Here is a 26547-nt window from a genome sequence, read left to right as displayed (position 1 = left end):
GCTGTAAGGATTGCACTGCGCGACACACTGTGGGACCGAATTTATTCGGGAAGCTGGCAACGCGGTCTGTCTGACGTACCGCGTCGCAGCCTTCGCGAACGAATTCGCTCCCACAGGTTTAGATATTTGCTCTATGCACTGACCGTTTTTCGAGCTGCCACGCTCGTACCTCAACCCCGCCAACTTGGCGGGGCTTTTTTTGCCCATCTTTTTATTTCTGCAAGATGATGATATTTATCAAACCCGACCAGCTGCACTCCAGCTACTATTACCGCTGCCGATAGATTTATAGCACTAAGCCACCGTACTCACTTGTCAGCTTGAGCTGCATGATGCAACCTTGCCACACGCGACATACATGAGGGCATTAGCCCGTGCGCGATCAGCATTTTGAAAGTGAGTTTCTTAATGAAAAGCCAACCCGATGCCGCCGGTCGAACCGCGGCCGAGGTAGTAACGCAATTACCGGTGCCCTCACGGCTCGGCATGTTGCGTTTCGAACGGCTGAATGAAGCTAACTGGGCGCTGTTATACCTCGACCCCAATTGCGAAAAACAGCTTGGCCAGCCCGCAGTTGAATTGTGTGCGCTAGTCGGTTCGCCCTTTGCCAGCCTGATGGAGCCAGAAGCACGCTATCAATTGCATGACGACGTACAACTGCAATTGGCCAGCGGTCCTTTTTATCTGATTCGCTACACACTCCACACCTCTAAAGGCGCCATAAGCCTTCTGGAGCTCGGCGAAGGTTATCGACAGCACAACCGCGACTTATTGCGCGGTTATTTAATGGTCGTCGAAGGACTGTTCGCCAACATCGAGGCAGCCCCGTCTCCAGACCTGGAAACCCAAAACAGTCGCCTGCAAATTGCGCTTGAACTCAACCAACGTGCCCAGCATGACCAACTGCTGCACCTGGAACGTGTTCGCGCTCAGCAAAGCCTGATTTTGCGCCTCGCCCGTCATCGCTACAGCACGCAGAATTCAGTGCAAGAAGCAGCCCAACTAATCACTCAAAGCGCTTGCGAGATTTACGACATCTCCAGCGCGAGCATTTGGGATCTAAGCGGCAACCAACTGGAGCCGATTGCAGCGTTCCGCCGTGATACTGGCGAGTTCATGCGGCCCAAGGCCATTGACCTCACCACCTTCCCGAGCTACCTCGAAGCGCTGCATACCAGCCGCGCCATCGATGCAAGCGATGTCTTGCACGACCCGCGCACCAGCGAGATGGTTGACCGCCTGATACCCAGAGACATCAATGCGATACTCGACGCCAGTATTCGCATCGACGGGCTGGTAGTCGGCGTTTTATGCCTGGAACAAACGGGTATTGCGCGTCCATGGCAGTCCGATGAAATTGCCTTTGCCGGTGAATTGGCCGATCAGTTTGCGCAAGTTATCAACAACCATAACCGGCGCACCGCTACCAACTCCTTGCACTTGTTCCAGCGAGCCGTAGAGCAAAGCGCCAACGCCTTCTTGCTGGTCAACTGCGACGGCGTGGTGGAGTACGTCAACCCAAGCTTCACCGCGATCACCCAATACACCACCGAAGAAGTGCACGGGTACCGGCTGTCTGAACTGCCCGCGCTAGAAAACCTCAACGAACTGCTACTGGACGCCAACTCCAGCCTGGTCAAGAGCAACAGCTGGCAGGGTGAATTCAAAAGCCGCCGTAAAAACCTCGAACCGTACTGGGGTCAGCTGTCAATTTCCAAAGTGTATGGCGACAACCGCGAGTTGACCCATTACATCGGTATTTACGAAGACATCACCCAGACCAAGGCCGCGCAGCAACGCATTGAGCGCTTGGCCTATACCGACAATCTGACCAGCCTGGGCAACCGCCCTGCGTTCATTCGCAATCTCGACGAGCGTTTTGACCGGGACAGCGATACACCGATCAGCCTGCTGTTGGTGGATATCGACAACTTTAAACGCATCAACGACAGCCTCGGCCATCAGACCGGCGACAAGTTGCTGATCAGCCTTGCTCGACGCTTGCGCAATAGCCTGAGCCCCAGCGGCAGCCTTGCGCGTTTTGCCAGTAACGAATTTGCTGTATTGCTGGACGACACCGATGTAGAGGCCGGCATGCAGATCGCCGTCCAAGTGTTGAAGACCCTTGATAAGCCGATGTTCGTCGACAACCAGTTGATCAGCGTGACGGGCTCCGTGGGCCTCGCGTGCGCGCCGCTACATGGTCGCGACCCGCAAACCTTGATGAAGAACGCCGGCCTGGCGCTGCACAAGGCCAAAGCCAACGGCAAACATCAGGTTCAGGTGTTCACCGAAGCGCTGAACGCCGAAGCCAGCTACAAACTGTTCGTCGAAAACAACCTGCGCCGCGCGCTGACCCAAAACGAACTGGAAGTGTTCTATCAGCCCAAGCTGTGCCTGCGCAGTGGACGGTTACTGGGCATGGAAGCACTGTTGCGCTGGAATCATCCGGAAAAAGGCATGATCCGCCCGGATCAATTCATCAGCGTTGCGGAAGAAACCGGCTTGATCATCCCAATCGGCAAGTGGGTTGCGCGTCAGGCATGCCGCATGAGTAAAGAGTTGACCGCCGCTGGCTCGGGCCTCCTGCAAGTGGCGATCAACGTCTCGCCTAAGCAATTCTCCGACCCGGACCTGGTGACGTCGATTGCCAACATCCTCAAGGAAGAGCGCCTGCCGGCAACCATGCTTGAGCTGGAACTCACCGAAGGGCTGCTGCTGGAAGCGACCGATGACACCCGTCAACAGCTCGACTTCCTGAAACAACTCGGGCTGACCCTGGCCATGGACGACTTCGGCACCGGCTATTCATCGCTCAGCTATTTGAAAAAATTCCCCATCGACGTGATCAAAATTGACCGCAGCTTCATTCGCGACATCCCGGACAATCAGGACGACATGGAAATCACCTCCGCGGTGATTGCCATGGCGCATAACCTCAAGCTCAAGGTCGTGGCTGAGGGGATAGAAACCGCTGAGCAGTTGGCATTCCTGCGGCGTCACCGTTGCGATGTGGGGCAAGGCTACCTGTTCGACCGACCGATCCCTGGCCAGGACTTGATCGATAAACTGCGACGCTACCCGCGCGGTCCTTTGCCTGATCCGCAATTGGACTAATCCACTGCGGCCTCAAATACTACGCCTGTCCTGATTCCACTCTCGCCTCTTCCCTCAAGCCTGAACTGTCGGGCAAACTGTCGGCATACCCTCAACTACCTCTTTAAGACCTCATCGACCAACCCATTCAGTTAACTCGCGCTATCGAGAGGACATGAATCATGGCTTTGCGCTCGGAGATACTCGTGAACAAGAACGAATTGCCCACTGCCCAGCAAGCGTTGCCAGGCCGTGAAACACCGATGACCGTACCAGAGAAACATTTCGTCAATGGTAACCCGCTGCTGGGTCCGTTCCCGGGCAGTGTCGATTTCGCGATCTTCGGTCTGGGCTGCTTCTGGGGCGCCGAACGTCGCCTGTGGCAGCAACCGGGCGTACACAGTACGTCGGCAGGTTACGCTGGCGGCTTCACCCCGAACCCGACTTACGAAGAAGTCTGCTCCGGGCTGACTGGCCACAGCGAAGTGGTACTGGTGGTCTATGACACCGAACACACTACTTACGAAGCCCTGCTGAAAGTGTTCTGGGAAGCCCATAACCCGACTCAAGGCATGCGTCAGGGCAATGACATCGGCACGCAATACCGCTCAGTGATTTATTGCACTAACGAAGCACAGTTAGCAGCAGCCATCGCCAGCAAAGCAGCGTTCCAGGCTGAGCTGGACAAAGCAGGCTTGGGGCCGATTACCACTGAAGTCGAAGAAGCACCGACGTTCTATTACGCCGAGGCGTATCACCAGCAATACCTGGCGAAGAACCCGGCTGGGTACTGCGGGCTGGGTGGGACTGGGGTTTGTTTGCCGGCTTGAAGAGGTGTGGCGCCTAAAAAGACGCTTTCGCGAATGAATTCGCTCCTACGGTAACGCCCGGTTACCCCTGTGGGAGCGAATTCATTCGCGAAGAGGCCAGATCCATCGCAGAAGATTAATCTGGCGCCCTACTTACTCCGCAATCAACCAATCCATCTGCCAGCCACCCTGGGTTTGCCCCAAAGTCTTGGCCAACCACGGCATCAATTCGCGCAGTTCCTCCTCTAGACCCCAAGGTGGGTTGGCAATAACCAGACCTGAACCGTTCAAGCTCTGCGGCGTATTCAGCGGGTGCACGAACAACTCCACGCGCAACAACTTCGGCGCGCCGGTCTCGGCCAAGTCCTGATAGAACCGACGCAACTGACGTGTGTCTTTGATCGGGTACCAGATTGCCGCCACGGTCTGACGCATGCGTCCGATGGTTTCTTTCAACGCCACGGCGCAACGCTTCATCTCGTCCAATTGCTCGAACGGCGGGTCGATTAACAGCAAACCCCGTTTTTCCGCCACCGGCAGCAGCGCGCGCGGCACATGCCAGCCTTCGCCCAAGTGCACAGCGACACGGCGATCACCGCGCATGTTCTCTTTGAGTAGACGCCCGTCTTCCGGGTGCTTCTCGTTGAGTAGAATGCGCTCGCGCTCGCGGGTCAGGCGGCGGGCAATCTCCGGGGAACCTGGGTAATAACGCAATTCACCGTCAGGGTTCATGTCGTGCAGCACTTGCATATAGTCAGCCGTGAGCGCCGGCAGATCCGACGCACCCCACAAACGACCAACGCCTTCGAGCCATTCACCGGTGCGGCTGGCCTGATCGCCCTTGAGGTCGTACAGACCAATCCCGGCGTGGCTGTCGATATAGGCGAACGGCTGCTCCTTGCGCGCCATGAGGGCGATCAAGCGAGTCAGGGTCAAGTGTTTGAACACATCGGCGTGGTTGCCGGCGTGGAAAGCGTGGCGGTAATTCATGGCTGCTCCTGGAAGGCCGCAAAGTTTACATGACTTTGCCCCAGACCAAAAAATGCAAAAGGAGCGAGGCAGCTGAAAACGACCTGTTCATAGGTATACCGGCCATTGCTCATGCAGGGTCTTGCCGACACGCAAGCGCGCAACGAGAATCGACCCATACCGAATAAAAGGAGCAGACGACATGATGCATGCGGACTTGATTGACCAAGAAGACCTGCTCGGCCAACTCAGGTCGCTAGGGTTCGACACATCCCCCGGCGCTAGCGCAGAACAAGCGTGCGCCCAAGCGGTGTGCGGCCTGACCGAAGCGCGGGCCACGGCACTGCGGCGAATGATCGAACAAATGCTGACTGGCAGCGCGACCATCCTGCCGGCAGTTCGTCAGGCGATTGATCAACAGCTGTTGCCCGCGTTGGCGAGCTATAAACAGAGCCATGGGTGACAGATAGCTGCTTTGATGCCCTGTGGGACCGAATTCATTCGGGAAAGGGCCATACCCGATACACCGCCTTCCCGAATGAATTCGGTCCCACAGGTGCAAACATCGTCCCTTTATCTGCTTACAACCTCACACTCGCAAACGTCGATTCATTACGCGCCTGACTCAGTGCCGACAAAGGCCCTGAAAGCGGTGTCAGTACCAGTGATTGCGGGATTGGCAGCATCGCTACTTGCTGCGCAGTATTGGAACCTACGCGCTCGTCGCGTGGTGGAATGCCGAAATATTCGCGGTAGCATTTTGAAAAGTGCGGCGTAGAAACAAAGCCACACACCGACGCCACTTCGATGATCGACATTGGCGTCTGTTTAAGCAGTTGCCGGGCGCGGATCAAGCGCAGCTTCAAGTAATAACGCGACGGCGAACAATGCAGGTATTTCTGGAACAGACGCTCCAACTGACGCCGGGAAACCGCGACATACACCGCCAGTTCGTCCAAGTCGATCGGTTCTTCGAGGTTGGCCTCCATCAGCGCAACGATTTCCTGCAATTTAGGCTGATTAGTGCCGAGCATGTGCTTAAGCGGCACACGCTGGTGATCTTGCTCGTTGCGGATGCGCTCGTAGACGAACATTTCAGAGATCGCCGCCGACAGCTCACGACCGTGATCGCGACTGATCAAGTGCAGCATCATGTCCAGCGGCGCGGTGCCGCCCGAACTGGTAAAGCGATTACGGTCGAGGGTGAACAAGCGAGTGCTCATTGCCACACGCGGAAACGCTTCCTGCATCGAAGCCAGGCACTCCCAGTGCACGCTGCAATCGAAACCGTCGAGCAAGCCGGCGCAAGCCAGTGCCCAACTGCCGGTGCACACGGCGCCAAGGCGACGCGATTGACGTGCCTGGCTTTGCAGCCAGCTCACATGTTCACGGGTCACAGTACGCTGGATGCCGACGCCGCCGCAGACAATCACGGTGTCGAGCACCGGGGCTTTATGCATGGACGCATCGGGGGTGATCTGCAAGCCATCACTGGCCCAAACCTGGTTCCCATCAGCGCTCAGTGTGGACCAGCGATACAGCTCGCGACCGGACAGCTGGTTGGCCATCCGCAGCGGCTCTACGGCGGAAGCCAGCGAGATCAGCGTGAAGTTGTCCAGCAGCAAAAAGCCGATGGATTGAGGCGTGCGGTTCTGGGGCTGGGCCTGGGCACCAGAGTTGAACGAAGTCATCGCGGTATCTCCTCACACTAAGCGGTTGATGGCCTCAGGCGGAGGCTCTTGTTATCTCCTCCATGCGTGGGAGGATGTTGAGTATCACAACGCAAATGCCATGCCTAAGTTGAATGGGCATTCAATAAAACCTGAAAACGACGTCGGGATGCGTCTATATAAGGAGGATGACCAAAGACAGTTATAAGGGCGCGACCCCACGTGGTTCGTGGGCTTCCGGGAGATTGAGCACTTCGGTAGCACTTGTGTGAAGGGCGTGTCGGGTCAGACTAAAGGAGTGTCACTGCGGTGCACGAACAGACCAGCGGTCGACGGCGCAAGGTCTATTCAAACGGGTGAATACGCCGACGCGCTAAAAGGTGGCGGTGGGCGGGCAGCGTGATCTATAACCGGGCAATGACTGGGAATTATAAGAGCTTCCCGAATGAATTCGGTCCTACAGTGTTATGCGATAAACCTGTAGGACCGAATTCATTCGGGAAAGCGTCAAAGCATTCTCAACACTCAACCGCACTCACCGCCAAGCCACCGCGCGAGGTTTCTTTGTACTTGTCGTGCATATCCGCGCCGGTGTCGCGCATAGTGCGGATCACCCGGTCCAGGGAGATGAAATGCTGACCGTCGCCACGCAAGGCCATCTGCGCAGCGTTGATCGCTTTCACCGCAGCAATCGCGTTGCGCTCAATGCACGGCACTTGCACCAAGCCGCCCACCGGGTCGCAGGTCAGGCCAAGGTTATGCTCAAGGCCGATTTCCGCCGCGTTGCACAACTGCTCCGGCGTAGCGCCCAGAATATCTGCCAACCCCGCCGCAGCCATGGCGCAGGCAGAGCCGACTTCGCCCTGACAACCCACTTCAGCCCCTGAGATCGATGCGTTCTTTTTGCACAGGATGCCAATCGCGGCAGCTGCCAGCAGATAATCGACCACGTTGGCCTCGCTGACTTCCTCGCTGAACTTGACGAAGTAATGCAGTACTGCCGGGATAATGCCCGCCGCGCCATTGGTCGGCGCCGTCACCATACGGCCGCCTGCCGCGTTCTCTTCGTTGACCGCCAAGGCGAACAGGTTGACCCACTCCATGGCGCTGAGGGTCGAACCGATGACGTTCGGCTTACCCAACTCCTGCAAGCTGCGGTGCAAGCGTGCAGCGCGACGACGTACATTCAAACCGCCCGGCAAAATACCTTCATGTTTGAGGCCCTGCTCAACGCAATCCTGCATGGCACGCCACAAACGCATCAGGCTGCTGCGGATCTCCTCCTCGCTGCGCCAGATCTTCTCGTTGGCCATCATCAACTGCGAAACACGCAAACCGTGCTGTTTACACAGCCGAAGCAGCTCGTCCGCGCTGGAGAAGTCGTAAGGCAGTTCAGTGCGATCCATGTCCAGCACGCCGCTGGCGGCCTGAGCCTCATCGACGACAAAACCACCACCCACCGAGTAATACGTGTCGCGGTGCAATTCGCCCGCCTCGCCTTCGGCAATCAGGGTCATGGCGTTGGGGTGAAACGGCAGGTTTTCATCGATGAGCAGCATGTCGCGTTGCCAATCGAAAGAAATCGGCAAATGGCCATCGAGCAACAAGGTGTTGGTTTCTTTCAGGGTCTCGATGCTCAAGCCAATCTGCGATGGGTCAATCGAGTCTGGCCATTGATTCATTAGGCCCATGATAACGGCGTTATCGCTGCCATGGCCGATGCCGGTGGCTGACAACGAACCGTACAGACGAACTTCGATGCGACGCACTTGGTCTAACTCACCACGTTCACGCAACCCTTGGGTGAACAGTGCTGCGGCGCGCATGGGTCCTACAGTGTGAGAGCTGGAGGGGCCGATACCGATCTTGAACAGGTCGAACACGCTGATAGCCATTACCGCAAACCCTCTGTAGTCGAGACTCCTGGCGCCCAAAGCGCCTGGTGACGGAGCTGCTACGCTGAAGCTGCTATCCGCCGAGATGGGCGCATCATCGGGCTTTTGCCCAGACGCACGACGTCTGACACCGACTCACCCATACCCACCAACGTCGTATTGACCCGGAGTGGCTGCGCAATAGGTTTTGCGACCGTTTTGGTTAGTCGGGTGCCGCAGTGACACTTGAAAAGTGCCTTTGTGCCTACTAAAAAATCTGTAAGCGACGTTGCCGACACTGGATGCGACCCTGTGTGTACTGGATGCGACTACCCCTGTAGGCGTTTGTTTTCGCCTGCTACATGATCAGTCTCGAGTCGATTGCCAGGCGCAGTGGTAGGGCTGTTGTGTGAAACGCCTAGTCATTCAGCTGCAACACGCTTAACCACATAAACCGCGTCAGTCGTTACAGGCTGATGACGAGAAGAAAACACTCAGGAGTGCATCGATGAAAGGTTCTCAAACGTTGCTGTTGGCCGCCGCACTGAGTCTCCCGCTGTTGGCGCAAGCCGCAGAACCGGCGCAGTGTGACACCGTCAACTTTTCAGATGTCGGCTGGACCGACATCACGGTCACCACCGCGACCACCAGCGTGATCCTCGACGCTCTCGGCTACAAAACCAAGACCACGATGATTTCCGTTCCAGTGACCTACAAATCGCTGGCGGACGGCAAAAACATGGACGTTTTCCTTGGCAACTGGATGCCAACGATGGAGAACGACATCAAGGCCTACCGCGACGCGGGCACTGTTGAAACCGTTCGCGCCAACCTGGAAAACGCCAAGTACACGCTGGCCGTTCCTCAGGAACTGTACGACAAGGGTCTGCATGACTTTGCCGACATCGCTAAATTCAAGAAAGAGCTCGACGGCAAGATCTACGGCATCGAACCGGGTAACGACGGTAACCGCCTGATCCAAAGCATGATCGACAAAAATGCTTTTGGCCTGAAAGACGCCGGCTTCAAGGTTGTCGAGTCGAGCGAAGCAGGCATGCTGTCGCAAGTGGACCGCGCTCAGCGCCGCAACACCGCGGTGGTGTTCCTGGGCTGGGAACCGCATCCAATGAACACCCGCTTCAAAATGAAGTACCTGACTGGCGGTGACGATTATTTCGGCCCGAACTTCGGTCAGGCAACCATCTACACCAACACCCGCAAAGGCTACACCCAGGAATGCAGCAACGTTGGCCAGTTGCTGAAAAACCTGCAGTTCACGCTGAACATGGAAAGCTCGCTGATGGGCAACGTCCTGGACGACAAGATGAAACCGGATGTAGCCGCTACTGCTTGGCTGAAGAAGAACCCACAGGTACTTAATACCTGGTTGGCCGGCGTCACCACCGTAGACGGTAAACCAGGCCTGGAGGCCGTTAAAGCCAAGCTGGCGAAGTAACTCGTGTGCAGACGGGTTCGCCCGTCTGCTGTTGTATTTATTCCCCCGCATGCGGACGTTCAATACCATGCTGACTGATCACAAAATCCCTCTGGGCCAGTACATCGCAGCGTTCGTTGAATGGCTGACGAAACACGGCGCCAACTATTTCGATTTAATTGCCACGACCCTGGAAACAATGATCCATGGCGTGACATTCGCACTGACCTGGTTCAATCCGCTGGCATTGATTGGCTTGATCGCGCTGCTCGCGCATTACATTCAGCGCAAATGGGGCCTCACCGCTTTCGTCATCATTTCTTTTTTGTTGATCCTGAACCTGGGCTATTGGCAAGAAACCATGGAAACCCTGGCGCAGGTGCTATTCGCTACCTTTGTCTGCGTCATCATCGGGGTGCCACTGGGCATCGTCGCTGCGCACAAACCGATGTTCTATACCCTCATGCGGCCGGTCCTTGACCTGATGCAAACGGTTCCGACTTTTGTTTACCTGATCCCAACCCTGACCCTGTTCGGTCTGGGCGTAGTACCCGGCCTGATCTCGACAGTGGTGTTTGCGATTGCTGCGCCGATCCGCCTGACCTACCTCGGTATTCGCGATGTACCACAAGAGCTGTTGGATGCTGGTAAAGCGTTCGGCTGTTCACGTAGCCAACTGCTCTCGCGCATCGAACTGCCCCACGCCATGCCTAGCATCGCGGCGGGCATTACCCAGTGCATCATGCTGTCGCTGTCGATGGTTGTGATCGCGGCATTGGTCGGCGCTGACGGCCTGGGTAAACCGGTGGTCAACGCACTGAACACGGCGGACATCGCTTTGGGCTTCGAAGCCGGCCTGGCAATCGTATTACTGGCGATCATGCTCGACCGTATCTGCAAACAACCTGACGCAAGAATAGGGGGTGACGCATGAGCATAATCCGCTTTGAGAACGTAGACGTTGTCTTCTCCAAGGACCCACGTGAGGCCCTGAAGCTGCTCGATAAGGGCATGACACGCGACCAGATCCTGAAACAGACCGGGCAAATTGTCGGCGTTGAAAACGCCAGCCTGGACATCGAGAAAGGCGAAATCTGCGTCTTGATGGGGCTTTCCGGTTCCGGAAAATCCAGCCTGTTGCGCTGCATCAACGGACTGAACACGGTCAGCCGCGGCAAGTTGTTCGTTGAGCACGAAGGCGCGCAAATCAACATCGCATCGTGCACACCCGCTGAACTGAAATTGATGCGCACCAAGCGCATAGCCATGGTCTTCCAAAAATTTGCATTGATGCCTTGGCTCACAGTTCGCGAGAACATCAGTTTCGGCCTGGAAATGCAGCACCGCCCACTTGAAGAATGCCGCAAGCTGGTGGATGAAAAACTTGAACTGGTGGGCCTGGCCCAATGGCGCAACAAGAAACCCGACGAACTGTCCGGTGGTATGCAACAGCGCGTCGGCCTGGCCCGCGCCCTGGCGATGGATGCCGATATTTTGTTGATGGACGAACCGTTTTCGGCTCTAGACCCGCTGATCCGCCAAGGCCTGCAAGACGAACTGCTGGAACTGCAGCGTAAGCTGAGCAAGACCATCGTCTTCGTAAGCCACGACCTTGATGAAGCCCTCAAGCTCGGCAGCCGCATCGCGATCATGAAAGACGGCCGGATCATCCAGTACAGCAAACCTGAAGAAATCGTCCTCAACCCGGCCGATGATTACGTGCGGACCTTCGTTGCTCACACCAACCCGCTCAACGTATTGTGCGGCCGCAGCTTGATGCGCACGTTGGATAACTGCACCCGCGTCAACGGCGAGGTGTGCCTCGATCCGAGCGGCGATTCCTGGATTGGCCTAGGCGAAGGCAACATCATCAATGGTGCACGTCAGGGCGCTGCCAATTTCAACCTGCAAAACTGGGCTCCGGGTCAGGCAATGGACACCCTGAGCCGTCTCCCGACCGTGGTGCATTCCGACATCGGCATGCGCGACGCGCTGCAGATTCGCTACCAGACCGGCAACAAACTGGTCCTGCAAGAAGACAACAAAGTGGTCGGCATCCTTGGCGACAGCGAGCTTTACCACGCGCTGCTGGGCAAAAATCTAGGCTGACACCTTCGCGAATGAATTCGCTCCTACAGGGGATTTCGGTCGGTCTGTGGGAACGAATTCATTAGCGAATGCCATCACACAAAACAACTGACACACCCTCGTTCACACCCCTGGAAAATCGCCACAAAAACAGCTCTACTATCCGCCCATTGCTTTTTATTGATTGAACGTTCAATAAAAAGTAAATAGACTGGCTTTCGCCGAAACGATCACTAAATGACCACTCGGCGATCAAAGGAGACGCTTGATATGCCCAAGGTCGGTATGCAACCCATTCGCCGTCAGCAGTTGATCCACGCCACATTAGAGGCGGTCGATCAGGTTGGGATGGGGGACGCCAGCATTGCGCTGATAGCTCGCTTGGCGGGTGTGTCTAACGGAATTATCAGCCACTACTTTCAGGACAAAAATGGCCTGATCGCAGCGACTATGCGCCACTTGATGAACGCCCTCAGCGAGAGCGTTCACGACCGCCGCCTGGCGCTGAACGACGACAGCCCACGGGCTCATCTTCAGGTCATCATCGAAGGTAACTTCGACGCCAGCCAAGTCAACGGCCCGGCGATGAAAACCTGGCTGGCCTTCTGGGCCACCAGCATGCACCAGCCGTCTTTGCACAGGCTGCAGCGGATCAACGATCACCGCCTGTATTCAAACCTGTGCTGCCAATTCCGCCGTGTGCTGTCGCAGGACGACGCACGCAACGCCGCTCGCGGCCTGGCGGCATTGATCGATGGTTTGTGGTTGCGTGGCGCGCTGTCGGGAGATGCTTTCGACACCGACCAAGCACAGCAAATTGCTTACGAATATATGGACTTACAACTGGCGAAACAGGCGAGCTAGCGCACCCAAGCGTATTAGCACACTAGCCCTGAAGCCAGACACACAGAACTTGCGAGGACACCATGGCCCGATTCGAACTGCAAAAACTCTACATCGACGGCGGTTACGTCGATTCCAGTAGCGACGCTACCTTCGAGGCTATCAACCCGGCCAATGGCGAAGTCCTTGCATTGGTACAACGTGCGGGCAAAGACGACGTTGAACGGGCGGTGGTCAGCGCTGAAAAAGGCCAAAAAATCTGGGCCGCCATGACTGCCATGCAGCGTTCGCGCATTCTGCGTCGCGCCGTGGACATCCTGCGTGAGCGCAACGATGAACTGGCGGATCTGGAAACCCTCGACACCGGTAAAGCAGTGTCCGAAACCCGTTACGTCGACATCGTGACCGGTGCTGACGTGCTGGAATACTACGCAGGCCTGGTGCCCGCTATTGAAGGCGAACAGATCCCGCTGCGCAGTACTTCTTTCGTTTACACCCGCCGTGAGCCGTTGGGTGTGGTGGCCGGTATTGGCGCCTGGAACTACCCGATCCAAATCGCCCTGTGGAAGTCCGCCCCGGCATTGGCCGCTGGCAACGCGATGATTTTCAAGCCGAGCGAAGTAACCTCACTGACCACCTTGAAACTGGCGGAGATCTACACCGCAGCCGGCGTTCCAGATGGCGTGTTCAACGTACTGACCGGCAGCGGCCGCGAAGTCGGCACGTGGTTGACCGAACACCCACGCATCGAAAAAATCTCCTTCACGGGCGGCACCGACACCGGCAAGAAAGTCATGGCCAGCGCGTCGAGTTCTTCGCTCAAAGACGTGACCATGGAGTTGGGCGGTAAGTCGCCGCTGATCATTTTCGACGACGCCGACCTCGACCGCGCCGCCGACACTGCGATGATGGCCAACTTCTACAGCTCCGGCCAGGTCTGCACCAACGGCACCCGAGTGTTCGTTCCTAGCTCATTGAAAGCCGCTTTCGAGGCCAAAATTCTTGAGCGTGTTAAGCGCATTCGAGTCGGCAGCCCACAGGATGAAAACACCAACTTCGGTCCACTGGTGAGCTTCGCCCACATGGAAAGCGTGCTGGGTTATATCGCCAAAGGCAAAGAAGAAGGCGCCCGCCTGCTGTGCGGCGGCGAGCGTCTAACTGACGGCGAATTCGCCAAAGGCGCATTCGTCTCGGCCACGGTATTCACTGATTGCACCGACGACATGACCATCGTCCGCGAAGAGATCTTCGGCCCGGTGATGAGCATCCTCAGCTACGACACCGAAGAAGAAGTCATCCGCCGCGCCAACGACACCGAGTTCGGCTTGGCGGCTGGAGTCGTGACCAAAGACCTGAACCGCGCCCACCGTGTGATTCACCAGCTTGAAGCCGGCATCTGCTGGATTAACGCCTGGGGCGAGTCCGCGGCAGAAATGCCGGTCGGCGGCTACAAGCAATCGGGCGTCGGCCGTGAGAACGGGATCAGCTCGTTGGCGCAATACACCCGGATCAAGTCGGTGCAGGTTGAGTTGGGCGAGTACACCTCGGTGTTTTGATCCCCGCCGGCCTCTTCGCGAATAAATTCGCTCCCACAGGGGGAATGCATGCCTCTGTAGGAGCCAACTTGTTGGCGAAGGATTGATGCCGTTTGCCGGCAAATCGCCTCGCGAACAAGTTCGCTCCTACAGAAGTTCTCATCACAGGGGTGCATTTAATGTCCCAAGAATTCGACTACATCATTATCGGTGCCGGCTCTGCCGGTAATACTCTGGCGACCCGTCTAACTGAAGACCCAGGCGTCACCGTGCTGCTGCTTGAAGCGGGCGGCCCGGATTATCGTTTCGATTTTCGTACACAAATGCCTGCTGCACTGGCGTTCCCATTGCAAGGTCGTCGCTATAACTGGGGTTATGAAACCGACCCAGAACCACACATGGACAACCGTCGCATGGAGTGTGGCCGCGGCAAGGGTCTCGGCGGCTCTTCGTTAATCAACGGTATGTGCTACATCCGTGGTAACGCCATGGACTACGATGGCTGGGCCAAAAACCCCGGCCTGGAAAACTGGAGCTACCTCGATTGCCTGCCGTATTTCCGTAAAGCTGAAACCCGTGACATCGGCCCGAACGACTTCCACGGTGGTGACGGCCCGATCAGCGTGACCACGCCTAAAGCGGGGAACAATCCACTGTTTCACGCCATGGTAGAAGCCGGCGTGCAGGCCGGTTATCCGCGCACTGACGACCTCAATGGTTATCAGCAAGAAGGTTTCGGCCCAATGGACCGTACCGTGACCCCGAACGGTCGTCGCGCCAGCACCGCTCGCGGTTACCTCGATCAAGCCAAACAACGCTCGACGCTGACCATCGTTACCCACGCACTGACCGACCGAATTCTGTTCGACGGCAAGCGCGCGGTCGGCGTGGCTTATCTGGTGGGCGACAGCGACGTGCGCATCGAAGCCAAAGCGCGCAAAGAAGTCTTGCTGTGCGGCGGCGCGATTGCTTCGCCGCAAATCCTGCAGCGCTCTGGTGTCGGCCCGGCCGACGTATTGAGCAAACTGGATATTCCAGTGGTGCATGACTTGCCTGGCGTAGGTCAGAACCTGCAAGACCACTTGGAGATGTATCTGCAATACGGTTGTACCCAACCGGTTTCGCTGTACCCATCGCTGTTGTGGTGGAACCAACCTGCCATCGGCGCAGAGTGGATGTTTCTCGGCAAAGGCATCGGCGCCAGCAACCAGTTCGAAGCGGGCGGTTTCATTCGCTCGAGCGATGAGTTCGAATGGCCGAACATCCAGTACCACTTCCTGCCGGTGGCGATTAACTACAACGGCAGCAATGGCGTGAAAGAGCATGGCTTTCAGGCTCACGTGGGTTCGATGCGCTCCCCAAGCCGTGGCCGCGTTCAAGTGAAATCCAAAGACCCACGCGAGTACCCGAGCATCCTGTTCAATTACATGGCCACCGAGCAGGACTGGCAGGAGTTTCGCGACGGCATCCGCCTGACTCGGGAAATCATGCAGCAACCGGCGCTTGACCCGTACCGGGGTCGCGAAATCAGCCCAGGTATTGAAGTACAGACGGATGAGCAACTTGATCAGTTCGTGCGCGAACACGCCGAAACCGCGTTCCACCCGTCGTGCTCATGCAAAATGGGCACCGATGACATGGCCGTGGTTGATGGTGAGGGTCGTGTTCATGGTTTGCAGGGCTTGCGTGTGGTGGATGCTTCGATCATGCCGCTGATCACTACGGGCAACCTGAATGCGCCGACGATCATGATCGCCGAGAAAATCGCCGACAAGATCCGTGGCCGTGCTCCGTTGCCGCGTAGCACTGCTGATTACTATGTGGCGGGTGACAAGCCCGCGCGGGGTAAACCGCTGCGGGCCATCCAGTAATATTGGCGGCGCGCCCTTCGCGAACAAGTTCGCTCCTACAGAAAATCTGCGATTGCCTGTGGGACCGAATTTATTCGGGAAGGCGTCCTACCTGCAAAACACCCCCATCCCACACACCTCATAGACCATTACCTCACTTGTCCGCGCTTGATCCGACTTGTGCGCAGGCCTAATCTATTGCTACGCAAACGATCACCCCCGCTTTAACCGACAAGCCGGCACTGACTGGCCACGAGGCTTTCTCATGTTTGATGTAGTTTCTTCGAGCACATGGCCCACCGGCTATTTGATCAATCCAAACGCTGAACCCCTCGACCCAACATGGCTTCAAGCCTTTAGCAAAATCCCCGCCGCAGCGGTCAGCGACTGTCTGGGCCGCAATGTGGGTGGCTTGGGTCTTAAAGCTTTTCACGGCAATACGCCGATGCTCGGCAGCGCCCTGACCGTTCGCGTTCGCCCTGGCGACAACCTGATGATTCTTAAAGCCATGCAAATGGCCCGCCCGGGCGATGTATTGGTGATCGATGGCAGCGCCGACCTGACCCGTGCGGTATTCGGCGGCATCATGCGCGCCATGGCCCTTAAAGCCGGCATCGTTGGCGTGGTCATCAACGGCGCGTTGCGCGACCTTGATGAATGGCAGACCGGTGAACTTCCGGCCTACGCCATCGGCGGCGTGCATCGCGGTCCTAGCACTGACGGTGGCGGCGAAATCAACGTACCTATTTCCTGCGCAGGCATGCTGGTAATGCCCGGTGACCTAATGATTGGTGACGGTGATGGCGTCGTTGCCGCAGCCCGCGCCGAACTGCCGGAGTTGTTGGTGCGCTGCAAAGATTTGCTGGCCCGTGAACAAGCTACCTTGGCGGCCATCGAAGCTGGCACGCTAGACCCGGATCGCTTTGATGCGATTCTGCGCAGCAAGGGTTGCCCGGTTTAATCGATCAGGCCACTCGCGAATGCATTCGCCCCACAGTAGATTTGCACAGTTGCGGGGTCCACTGTGGGACCGAATTTATTCGGGAAGCTGTCCGCGCGGTGCATCTGATTCTCCGCGTCGCGGCCTTCGCGAATGAATTCGCTCCCACAGTAGATCCGCCTAAGCCCCTGTGAAGCGAATTCATTCGCGAAGGCATCAGCCCATTTAATGGAGCCATTTGCATGTTCGATTTCTCTGCTCAGCTCAAGCAGCGGTTTGCCGTCTTGCGCAGCACTGCCCAATTCTTCTCCCTGCGTTACGTCCGACAAACCAGCCAACACTTGTCCGTGCGCAAAAACGTTGCTGAACCGCCGCACCTGAGCACTGACGAAGGCGCGATGCTGACCGTTCGCGTCAACGGCGTCGAAGCCTATGCCGCCACCAATGATCTGTCCCAACGCGGGCTGCAAGCAGCCCTCGAACAAGCCGAGCAGCACGCTCGCCTTCTTGCGCCCTACGCCCTGCTGGACCTGCGCGATCAGCCGGTTTCCAACAGTCGCGCCGACTACTTATCGCCTAACCTGGACCACGCTTTCCCTTCGCTGGGCGATTGCTACCAACTGCTTTCCACCGAATCGTCAGCCGTGCCCAGCGACAAACGCTTGGTCAGCTGGCAGGTCAGCCTTGGCCTGGAAAACGTCGAGCAGATTTACTTGAACACCGCCGGTGCCGAGATTCGTCAGTCGCAGCGGTATGTCTATCCCGGTTTGAGCGTCACCGCGTACGACGGCACTGACAGTCAGACCCGCAGCTTCGGCCGTGATAATTTCGGCCAGCAAGGCGGTGCGGAAGTCATTAGCAGTTGCGGATTGATCGGCTCCGCGGCACAGGTCGCCAATCAGGCGCTGCAATTGATCATGGCGCCGAACACGCCATCGGGTCCGCGAGACCTGTTGCTGATGCCCGATCAGATGGTGCTGCAGATCCATGAATCTATCGGCCATCCGCTGGAGCTGGACCGGATTCTCGGTGACGAACGTAATTACGCTGGCACCAGTTTCGTTAAAGCCAGCGACTTCGGCAGCCTGCAATACGGCTCAAAACTGCTCAATGTAACGTTCGATCCGTCTATTCCGGAACAGTTGGCGAGCTATAGCCACGATGATGACGGCACCCCTGCCAGCAAACAATTCCTGATCCGCAACGGGACTCTGGAGCGGCCATTGGGCGGCGCGTTGTCGCAATACCGCGCCGGCATGGAGGGCGTTGCCAACAGCCGCGCATGCAGCTGGAATCGTCCGCCCATCGACCGCATGGCTAACTTGAACATCGAGCCCGGCGACCAGCCTATTGAGCAACTGATCGGCAATATCGAGCACGGCATCATGATGTCGACCAACCGCTCATGGTCCATCGATGACGCGCGCAACAAGTTCCAGTTTGGCTGCGAGTGGGGCCAACTGATCGAGAACGGCGAACTCAAAGGCATAGTGAAAAACCCGAACTACCGGGCTATTTCCGCGCACTTCTGGCGCAACCTCACTGCTGTCGGCGATGCCAGTACCTTCAAAGTGCTCGGCACGCCCAACTGCGGTAAAGGCGAACCCAACCAAGTGGTGCGCGTAGGTCACGCCTCACCCGCCTGCGTGTTTTCGCAGGTCGATGTATTCGGAGGGGACGCTTGATGGAACACCTCACTCAGCAACAACAGTTCGCAGCGCTGGTTGACTGGCTGCGCGGCGCGACGGCCGATCCAGAAGCGTTTTCCTTGTCCTACAACGCCGAAGCGTCGGAATTCATCCGTTTCAACCACGGCAAAGTACGCCAGGCCGGGCATGTGCAGCAGGCCAGCCTGAACCTCAAATTGATCAACGACGGGCGTCATGCTGACTTGCACCTGACGTTGTCCGGCGATGCTGAGGTTGATCAAGCACGCTTGAACGACGCCCTGCAGCAACTGCGCGAAACAGTGGTGCTGCTGCCACAGGACCCGTATTTGCTACCGAACACTGAAGACTGGCAGATCAGCAACATCCAGGATCAGCCACTGCCGGACAGCGCACACGTGCTGGCGCAGATCAGCGAATTGGCCGAAGGCCTGGACCTAGTGGGCTTTTATGCCGCTGGTCCGCTCTACAGGGGTTTCGCCAGCTCCTGGGGCGCACTGGGCTGGCACCATGCAAACAGTTTCAACTTCGACTGGAGCCTGTTTCATGCCAACGGCGAAGCCGTAAAGGCCAGTTATGCCGGGGACAGTTGGTGCGACGAAGCATTCGTCCAGCGCTTCCAGCAAGCCCGCGATCAACTCGAATTTCTCAGCCGACCCTTACACACCTTGGCGCCCGGCCAATACCGCGCGTACCTGGCCCCGGCAGCGCTTGAAGAAGTCCTTGGCTTGCTGTGCTGGGGTGGTTTTTCTGCCGACGCCATCGCTAGCAAAACCAGTCCATTGCAGCGCCTGTACAACGGCGACGCGCAACTCAGCCCGCTGGTGAACCTGGACGAGCAGATCACCGGGTCGTTATCGCCGGCCTTCTCCGGCGAAGGCTACCCGCGCCGCGACCTGTCACTGGTCAGCGAAGGCCGCGCTCACGAACAAATGGTCGGCTCGCGCAGTGCCGCTGAATATGGTTTGAAGGCCAACGGCGCGGGCGGTGGCGAATCACCCAGCGCACTGAGCATGGCGGCTGGCACCCTGGCGCTGAAAGACATCCTCAAACAGCTCGGCACCGGCCTGTACATCAGCAACCTGTGGTACCTGAACTTCTCTGATCAATCGGCTGCGCGCTTAACCGGCATGACCCGCTTCGCGACATTTTGGGTCGAAGATGGAGAAATCAAAGCGCCTGTCAGCACCATGCGTTTCGACGACAGCGCCTACAGTTTGCTCGGCAGCGCCCTTGAAGCGTTGACCAACGAAAGGGAACTGATTCTGTCGGCGAGCACCTATAGTCAACGTCAAACCGCGTCTAACCTGCTGCCGGGTGCGTTGATCAGCCGTTTGACCCTCACGCTCTAAGGAACGTATGCCAACCAGCACACCGATTCTGGATGCCCGAACCCTGCGCTGGTTGCCATGGGTCGTCGCCATCGCGTTTTTCATGCAAAGCCTTGATGGCACAATCCTTAATACCGCCCTGCCAGCCATGGCCCGCTCGCTGAACGAAGACCCATTGCGCATGCAGTCGGTAGTCATTGCGTACATGCTCACCGTGGCGCTGTTGATCCCGGCCTCGGGCTGGATCGCCGACCGGTTTGGCATCAAGCGGATTTTCTTCGGTGCCATTTTGCTGTTCAGCATCGGTTCGCTGCTGTGCGCGTTGTCCAGCTCACTGGGCATGCTGGTCGCGGCGCGGGTGGTGCAAGGCCTGGGCGGTGCATTGATGGTGCCCATTGGGCGCTTGATTGTATTGCGCGCCTACCCGCGATCTGAGCTGGTACGGATCATGAGTTTCATCACCGTGCCCGGCTTGCTCGGGCCGTTGATGGGGCCGACCGTGGGTGGCTGGATGGTCGAGTACCTGAGCTGGCACTGGATATTCCTGATCAATATCCCAGTAGGTCTGATCGGTTGCTACGCCATCAACGCGCTAGTGCCGAACTTGCCAGGCGGCGGTCGTACGCGTTTTGACGGCATCGGCTTTATGTTGTTCGGCGCCTCAATGGTGCTGATTACTATCGCGCTTGAAGGTTTGGGTGAATTACATCTGCCGCACATGCGCGTGGTCCTGCTGTTGTTTGGCGGGATGGCGTGTTTGGCGGCTTACTGGCTGCGGGCCGGGAATATCAATTACCCGCTGTTTGCCCCCGCGCTATTTCGTACTCGGTCATTTGCCGTGGGCATTTTCGGCAACTTGTTCTCGCGCCTGGGCAGCGGCGCCCTACCGTTTCTCGTGCCACTGTTGTTGCAAGTGGCGCTGGGTTATTCGCCGTCCCAAGCGGGGATGAGCATGATCCCATTGGCGGTTGCCGCGATGATTTCCAAATCATTGGCACGCCCGCTCATTGAGCGTCTGGGTTTTCGCATCGTACTCACTGCCAATACGTTTCTGCTGGGCTTGCTGCTGGCCAGTCTGGGTCTGGTCGATGCACAAACCCCGTATTGGTTGCTGCTGATCCACCTCGGCTTTATGGGTGCGGTGAACTCGCTGCAATTTACCGCCATGAATGCCGTAACCCTGATTGACCTTGACGATGCCAGTGCCGCCAGCGGAAACAGCCTGCTGTCGGTGGTGGCGCAATTGTCCTTGAGCCTGGGCGTGGCCTGCGCCGCAGCGTTGCTTGGCGGCTTTACCGATGACATTACCAGCGGTGAAGTGAGCAGCTTATTGGGGGCGTTCCAAATGACGTTTCTCTGCGTTGGCGTGCTATCGATGCTGGCTGCGGGGATTTTTCTGCAGTTACCCCCTCAAGGCGGGCGCAGTGTTCCTCGTCCGGAACCCGATATCCACGAATAAGATGGGGCTGCGACCTGATACACTGCGCGACATTTTGTTTTGCAGGCCCGTCCCGTGACTAGCACCGCTTTTAACTCACTGCCTCTTTCCGCACCCATGTTGGCTAACCTGGAGTCCCTTGGTTACGCCGAAATGACGCCGATTCAGGCGCAGAGCCTGCCGGTGATTCTCAAGGGTATGGACCTGATCGCTCAGGCCAAAACCGGTAGCGGCAAGACCGCTGCGTTCGGCATTGGCTTGCTCAACCCGATCAACCCGCGCTTCTTCGGTTGCCAGGCGTTGGTGCTGTGCCCAACCCGTGAGCTGGCTGACCAGGTGGCGAAAGAAATCCGTCGCCTGGCGCGCTCGGAAGACAACATCAAGGTCCTGACCTTGTGCGGCGGCGTCTCGTTCGGCCCGCAAATTGGCTCGCTGGAGCACGGCGCGCACATCATCGTCGGTACTCCGGGACGTATTCAGCAGCACTTGCGCAAAGGCTCGCTGGTTCTGGATGGCTTGAACACGCTGATCCTCGATGAAGCCGACCGCATGCTCGACATGGGTTTCTACGACTCCATCGAAAACATCATTGAGCAGACGCCGAAAAAGCGTCAGACCCTGCTGTTTTCGGCGACCTACCCAACGGGTATCAAGCAGTTGTCGTCGAAGTTCATGCGTGACCCGCAAACGGTCAAGGTCGAGGCGCTGCACGCTGACACCCAGATCGAGCAGCATTTCTACGAAATCACTCCGGAAGATCGCCTTAGCGCGGTAGTTAAAGTGCTGGGACATTTCCGCCCGCAGTCTTGCGTCGCGTTCTGCTTCACCAAGCAACAATGCCAGGAAGTGGTCGATCACCTGACCGCCAAAGGCATTTCCGCTGTCGGCCTGCACGGTGATCTGGAACAGCGTGACCGTGACCAAGTGCTGGCGATGTTCTCCAACCGCAGTACCTCGGTATTGGTTGCCACCGACGTAGCGGCTCGCGGTCTGGACATTGATGCGCTGGACATGGTGCTCAACGTAGAACTGGCGCGCGATTCAGAAATGCACATTCACCGCGTAGGCCGTACCGGCCGCGCGGGTGAGAAAGGTCTGGCGATCAGCCTTGTTGCCCCGTCCGAAGCGCACCGTGCACGGGCCATTGAAGACGTGCAGAAAGCCCCGCTGAAGTGGGAACAACTGGACGATCTGAAAAGCAAAGGCGGCGCACCGCTGCAACCGACCATGACCACGCTGGTGATCGGCGCGGGCCGTAAGGACAAGGTTCGCCCTGGCGACATTCTTGGCGCCTTGACCGGCGATGCCGGCATTCCCGGTACCCAAGTCGGTAAAATCGCCATTTTCGATTTCCAGGCATATGTGGCCGTCGAAAGCGTCGTGGCCATGCAAGCGCTGGAGCGTTTGAACAACGGCAAAATCAAAGGCCGCTCGCTGCGGGTTCGGATTTTGTAAGACCCCAAAAAAGCTTCCCGAATGAATTCGGTCCCACAGGGGTGATAGGAATCTCTGTGGGACCGAATTCATTCGGGAAGGGGTCAGTCAGACCATAAAGATCTAACCGTTACCCGAGGATTTCGCTTTGCCCGTTACTGACGTTGTGATCATCGGCGCTGGCGCCGCAGGCTTGATGTGCGCGCTCACTGCCGCCAATCGCGGACGCAAGGTGATGCTGATTGATCACGCGAACAAGGCCGGCAAAAAAATCCTCATGTCCGGCGGTGGACGCTGCAACTTCACCAATATGTACACCGAGCCGAACAATTTCCTCTCGCAAAACCCGCACTTCTGCAAATCCGCGCTGGCGCGTTATACCCAGTGGGATTTCATCGCACTGGTGGCCAAGCATGGCGTGGCGTACCACGAGAAGAAGCTCGGCCAGCTGTTCTGCGATAACAAATCCAGCGACATCCTTGAGCTACTGCTCACCGAATGCGAACAAGCCGGTGTCAGCCTGCATTTGGACACATCGGTACAAAACATCGAAAAAACGGACGACGGGTACAGCCTCGGCACTACGCTGGGCCCCTTGAATTGCCAGTCATTGGTGATCGCCACTGGCGGGCTCTCGATCCCGACGCTGGGCGCGACTGGCTTCGGCTATCAAGTCGGCAAGCAGTTCGGTCATAGCCTGCTGCCAACCCGCGCCGGGCTGGTGCCTTTCACCATTACTGACCAACTCAAAGTGCTGTGCACCGAGCTGTCCGGCACTTCGGTGGATTGCTTGGTCAGCTGCAATGACACCAGCTTTCGCGAAAACATCCTGTTCACTCACCGAGGCTTGAGTGGACCGGCGATTTTGCAGATTTCTTCGTTCTGGAATCCCGGTGAAGCGGTCGAGATCAACCTACTGCCAGACCACGACGTGCCTGAATGGTTATTGCAGCAGCAAGCCGAACGCCCCAACAGCGAACTGAAGACCCTGCTGGGCGAAATCTTCACCAAGAAGATGGCCAACCTGATCGCTGAGCATTGGTTCGTGTCCAAACCGATGAAGCAATACACACCCGCCGAACTCCACGACGTTGCCGAAAAGCTTGCGTCCTGGCAAGTAGTGCCCGCCGGAACCGAAGGCTATCGCACGGCAGAAGTGACCCTCGGCGGCATCGACACCCGGGAAGTGTCGTCCAAAACCATGGAATCACTAAAATCACCGGGGCTGTATTTCATCGGTGAAGTGCTGGACGTCAGCGGCCATTTGGGCGGTTTCAACTTCCAATGGGCTTGGGCATCAGCTTATGCGGCGGCGCAGTTTGTTTGAAAGACCGCGCTGTTTCCTTCCCGAATAGATTCGGTCCCACAGGGATTTGCAGTGTTTGTTGAAAGATTTTTGCTAAATCGTATGTACAGCCGACACTTAGCGCTGTAGATACTTAGCTAGATCTGGATCAATAGCGAACAAGGCCGTTAGCTTACTTATGTCATCACCAACCTTTCGTCATACGCTCCGTCGTTTGTGGGCGCTGGATAAGTTCAGCTACAGCGTGCGCGTATTCATTGCGCTGACCGGGAGCATGGCACTGTGTTGGTTCCAGAACGAAATGGACCTGCTAATTCCGGTGTTCCTCGGCATTATCGCCAGCGCCCTGTCCGAGACCGATGACAGCTGGCAAGGCCGCTTGAATGCACTCGCAGTGACCCTGGTGTGCTTCAGCGTTGCGTCACTGTCGGTCGAGTTACTGTTTCCCTATCCGCTGATTTTTGGCTGCGCACTGGCCATCGCGGCGTTTTGCCTGACCATGCTGGGGGCACTGGGCGGGCGTTACGGCGCCATAGCCTCGGCAACCTTGATATTGTCGGTTTACACCATGATCGGGGTTGATCAGCGCGGCGGTGAAGTCACTGATTTTTGGCATGAGCCTATGCTGTTGGTCGCTGGCGCCGCGTGGTATGGCCTATTGTCCGTGCTCTGGCAGATGCTGTTTTCCAATCAACCGGTGCAACAAAGCCTGGCCAGGCTGTTTAACGAGTTGGGCCGTTACCTGGAGCTCAAGTCGACCCTGTTCGAGCCGATTCGACAACTGGACCTTGAAAGTCGTCGCCTGGCCTTGGCGCAACAAAATGGCCGAGTCGTTGCGGCACTCAATGGCGCGAAGGAAATTATCCTTAACCGCGTGGGCGACGGTCGTCCCGGGGCCAAGGTCAACCGCTACCTGAAGTTGTATTTTCTCGCCCAAGACATCCACGAACGCGCCAGTTCGTCACACTACCCCTACAATGCGCTGACCGAAGCGTTCTTCCACAGCGACGTGCTATTCCGCTGCCTACGGCTACTGCGCCAGCAAGGGGCCGCGTGTCGGCGACTCTCTGAAACCATTCAACTGCGCCAGCCTTTTGTCTACGACGAGAGCTTTACCCATGCGCTGGACGATCTTCAAGCCTCGATGGAGCATTTACGCATTCAGAGCAACCCGGCGTGGCGAGGGCTGTTGCGCTCATTGCGCGCACTGGCGGCGAACCTGACCACCCTCGACCGATTGTTGAAAGACGCCAGCAACCCCGACAGCCTGACGGACGCTACCGACAGCAGCCTGCTCGACCGCTCACCGCGCAACCTCAAGGACATGTGGAACCGCGTTCGATTGCAACTGACCCCTACGTCGCTGCTGTTTCGCCACGCCTTGCGCCTGCCGCTGGCATTGAGCGTCGGCTACGGCATGGTCCACGTGGTGCACCCGTCCCAGGGTTACTGGATTTTGCTGACCACACTGTTTGTCTGCCAACCCAGCTACGGCGCGACGCGACGCAAGTTGGTGCAACGTATAATCGGGACCGCCATCGGCTTGACCGCAGGATGGGCGCTGTTCGATCTGTTTCCGAGCCCGCTGGTTCAATCGTCATTTGCCGTTATCGCGGGCATGGTGTTCTTCGTAAACCGGACCACGCGCTACACCTTGGCGACGGCGGCAATCACCCTGATGATTCTGTTCTGCTTCAATCAGGTCGGCGACAGCTACGGATTGTTCCTGCCACGCTTGTTTGACACGTTGCTCGGCAGCCTGATCGCGGGCCTCGCGGTGTTCCTGTTTTTGCCGGACTGGCAGGGTCGCAAGTTGAACAAGGTGTTGGCGAACACGCTCACCTGCAACAGCATCTACCTGCGGCAAATTATGCAGCAGTACGCCGCAGGCAAGAACGACGACCTGGCTTATCGCTTGGCTCGGCGCAACGCGCACAACGCAGACGCTGCACTGTCGACGACCTTGGCCAACATGCTGATGGAGCCGGGACACTTTCGTAAAGAAGCCGACGTTGGCTTTCGCTTCCTGGTGCTATCGCACACTTTGCTCAGCTATTTGTCCGGTCTGGGCGCTCACCGCGAGACTCAATTGCCGGCCGAGGCGCGCGAGTACTTGATTGACGGGGCCGCGGCCAGCCTGGCAGCGAGCATTGATGAAATCGCCCAAAGCCTGGCCAACAAACAGCCAGTGGCGATCCAGAGTGATGCCGAAGAAGCGCTGGCCGCTAATCTTGAACAGATCCCCGATGAGGTAGACGATAG

General features: G+C 57.4%; 19 protein-coding genes. 16 read left to right on the top strand and 3 right to left on the bottom strand.

Features of this window, described 5'->3' with window-relative positions; translation table 11 throughout:
• Window positions 1-408: 408 nt before the first annotated feature.
• Both M0974_RS07125 and msrA read left to right on the top strand, forming a co-directional pair.
• Complete coding sequence (locus M0974_RS07125) at window positions 409-3117, top strand: GGDEF and EAL domain-containing protein (RefSeq protein WP_297834580.1); 2709 nt, start codon at window positions 409-411, stop codon at window positions 3115-3117.
• A gap of 161 nt (window positions 3118-3278) precedes the next feature.
• Window positions 3279-3926 carry a peptide-methionine (S)-S-oxide reductase MsrA gene (gene msrA / locus M0974_RS07120; RefSeq protein WP_297834577.1) on the top strand — a complete coding sequence of 216 codons (648 nt, stop codon included), beginning with the start codon at window positions 3279-3281 and terminating at the stop codon, window positions 3924-3926.
• A 132-nt stretch (window positions 3927-4058) separates the two neighbouring features.
• Here msrA and M0974_RS07115 read toward each other — a convergent pair whose 3' ends face one another.
• Window positions 4059-4895 carry a 23S rRNA (adenine(2030)-N(6))-methyltransferase RlmJ gene (locus M0974_RS07115; protein WP_297834574.1) on the bottom strand — a complete coding sequence of 279 codons (837 nt, stop codon included), beginning with the start codon at window positions 4893-4895 and terminating at the stop codon, window positions 4059-4061.
• Window positions 4896-5076: 181 nt separating this feature from the next.
• Between M0974_RS07115 and M0974_RS07110 the strand changes: the two genes are divergently transcribed.
• Window positions 5077-5337 (top strand): hypothetical protein, encoded by a 261-nt coding sequence (locus tag M0974_RS07110; protein WP_297834572.1) that lies wholly within the window; start codon window positions 5077-5079, stop codon window positions 5335-5337.
• Between the two features lie 118 nt (window positions 5338-5455).
• Here the strand turns inward: M0974_RS07110 and M0974_RS07105 are convergent, their stop codons facing one another.
• Together M0974_RS07105 and M0974_RS07100 are read right to left on the bottom strand one after the other, a co-directional pair.
• Window positions 5456-6565, bottom strand: coding sequence for a GlxA family transcriptional regulator (locus tag M0974_RS07105; RefSeq protein WP_297834569.1), 1110 nt, complete (start codon window positions 6563-6565; stop codon window positions 5456-5458).
• A 497-nt stretch (window positions 6566-7062) separates the two neighbouring features.
• Complete coding sequence (locus tag M0974_RS07100; RefSeq protein WP_297834566.1) at window positions 7063-8439, bottom strand: L-serine ammonia-lyase; 1377 nt, start codon at window positions 8437-8439, stop codon at window positions 7063-7065.
• 487 nt (window positions 8440-8926) lie between these two features.
• On the opposite strand from M0974_RS07100, the gene M0974_RS07095 reads away from it, so the two are divergent.
• From M0974_RS07095 to yccS, 13 genes are all read left to right on the top strand, one after another.
• Window positions 8927-9874, top strand: a complete 948-nt coding sequence (locus tag M0974_RS07095; RefSeq protein ID WP_297834562.1) for a choline ABC transporter substrate-binding protein — start codon at window positions 8927-8929, stop codon at window positions 9872-9874.
• A gap of 67 nt (window positions 9875-9941) precedes the next feature.
• Window positions 9942-10787: a choline ABC transporter permease subunit gene (gene choW, locus M0974_RS07090; protein WP_297834558.1), complete on the top strand. Its 846-nt coding sequence runs from the start codon at window positions 9942-9944 to the stop codon at window positions 10785-10787.
• Complete coding sequence (gene choV, locus M0974_RS07085; protein WP_297834556.1) at window positions 10784-11962, top strand: choline ABC transporter ATP-binding protein; 1179 nt, start codon at window positions 10784-10786, stop codon at window positions 11960-11962. The genes choW and choV overlap by 4 nt, the downstream gene beginning before the upstream one ends.
• A 249-nt stretch (window positions 11963-12211) precedes the next feature.
• Complete coding sequence (gene betI, locus M0974_RS07080) at window positions 12212-12805, top strand: transcriptional regulator BetI (RefSeq protein ID WP_297834553.1); 594 nt, start codon at window positions 12212-12214, stop codon at window positions 12803-12805.
• Window positions 12806-12867: 62 nt separating this feature from the next.
• Window positions 12868-14340, top strand: coding sequence for a betaine-aldehyde dehydrogenase (gene betB, locus M0974_RS07075; RefSeq protein WP_297834550.1), 1473 nt, complete (start codon window positions 12868-12870; stop codon window positions 14338-14340).
• Between the two features lie 158 nt (window positions 14341-14498).
• Complete coding sequence (gene betA / locus M0974_RS07070; RefSeq protein ID WP_297834547.1) at window positions 14499-16190, top strand: choline dehydrogenase; 1692 nt, start codon at window positions 14499-14501, stop codon at window positions 16188-16190.
• 244 nt (window positions 16191-16434) lie between these two features.
• Window positions 16435-17130, top strand: a complete 696-nt coding sequence (locus M0974_RS07065) for an RraA family protein (protein WP_297834544.1) — start codon at window positions 16435-16437, stop codon at window positions 17128-17130.
• A 221-nt stretch (window positions 17131-17351) separates the two neighbouring features.
• Window positions 17352-18794, top strand: coding sequence for a TldD/PmbA family protein (locus M0974_RS07060; protein WP_297834541.1), 1443 nt, complete (start codon window positions 17352-17354; stop codon window positions 18792-18794).
• Window positions 18794-20128 (top strand): TldD/PmbA family protein, encoded by a 1335-nt coding sequence (locus M0974_RS07055; protein WP_297834539.1) that lies wholly within the window; start codon window positions 18794-18796, stop codon window positions 20126-20128. The genes M0974_RS07060 and M0974_RS07055 overlap by 1 nt, the downstream gene beginning before the upstream one ends.
• 7 nt (window positions 20129-20135) lie before the next feature.
• On the top strand, window positions 20136-21566 hold the full coding sequence (mdtD, locus tag M0974_RS07050) for a multidrug transporter subunit MdtD (RefSeq protein WP_297834536.1): 1431 nt from the start codon (window positions 20136-20138) through the stop codon (window positions 21564-21566).
• Window positions 21567-21620: 54 nt separating this feature from the next.
• Window positions 21621-23000: an ATP-dependent RNA helicase DbpA gene (gene dbpA, locus M0974_RS07045; protein WP_297834533.1), complete on the top strand. Its 1380-nt coding sequence runs from the start codon at window positions 21621-21623 to the stop codon at window positions 22998-23000.
• A gap of 127 nt (window positions 23001-23127) precedes the next feature.
• Entirely contained in the window at window positions 23128-24306 is a 1179-nt protein-coding gene (locus M0974_RS07040; RefSeq protein ID WP_297834531.1) for an NAD(P)/FAD-dependent oxidoreductase, read from the top strand.
• A 157-nt stretch (window positions 24307-24463) separates the two neighbouring features.
• On the top strand, window positions 24464-26547 hold a 2084-nt coding region (gene yccS, locus M0974_RS07035), incomplete at its 3' end, for a YccS family putative transporter (protein WP_297834529.1).

This window comes from Pseudomonas sp., assembly GCF_026224925.1.
In the GTDB taxonomy this organism is placed as follows: Bacteria; Pseudomonadota; Gammaproteobacteria; order Pseudomonadales; family Pseudomonadaceae; genus Aquipseudomonas.
Note: the sequence above shows the minus strand (reverse complement) of the source record. Positions and strands in the feature narration are given on the sequence as shown.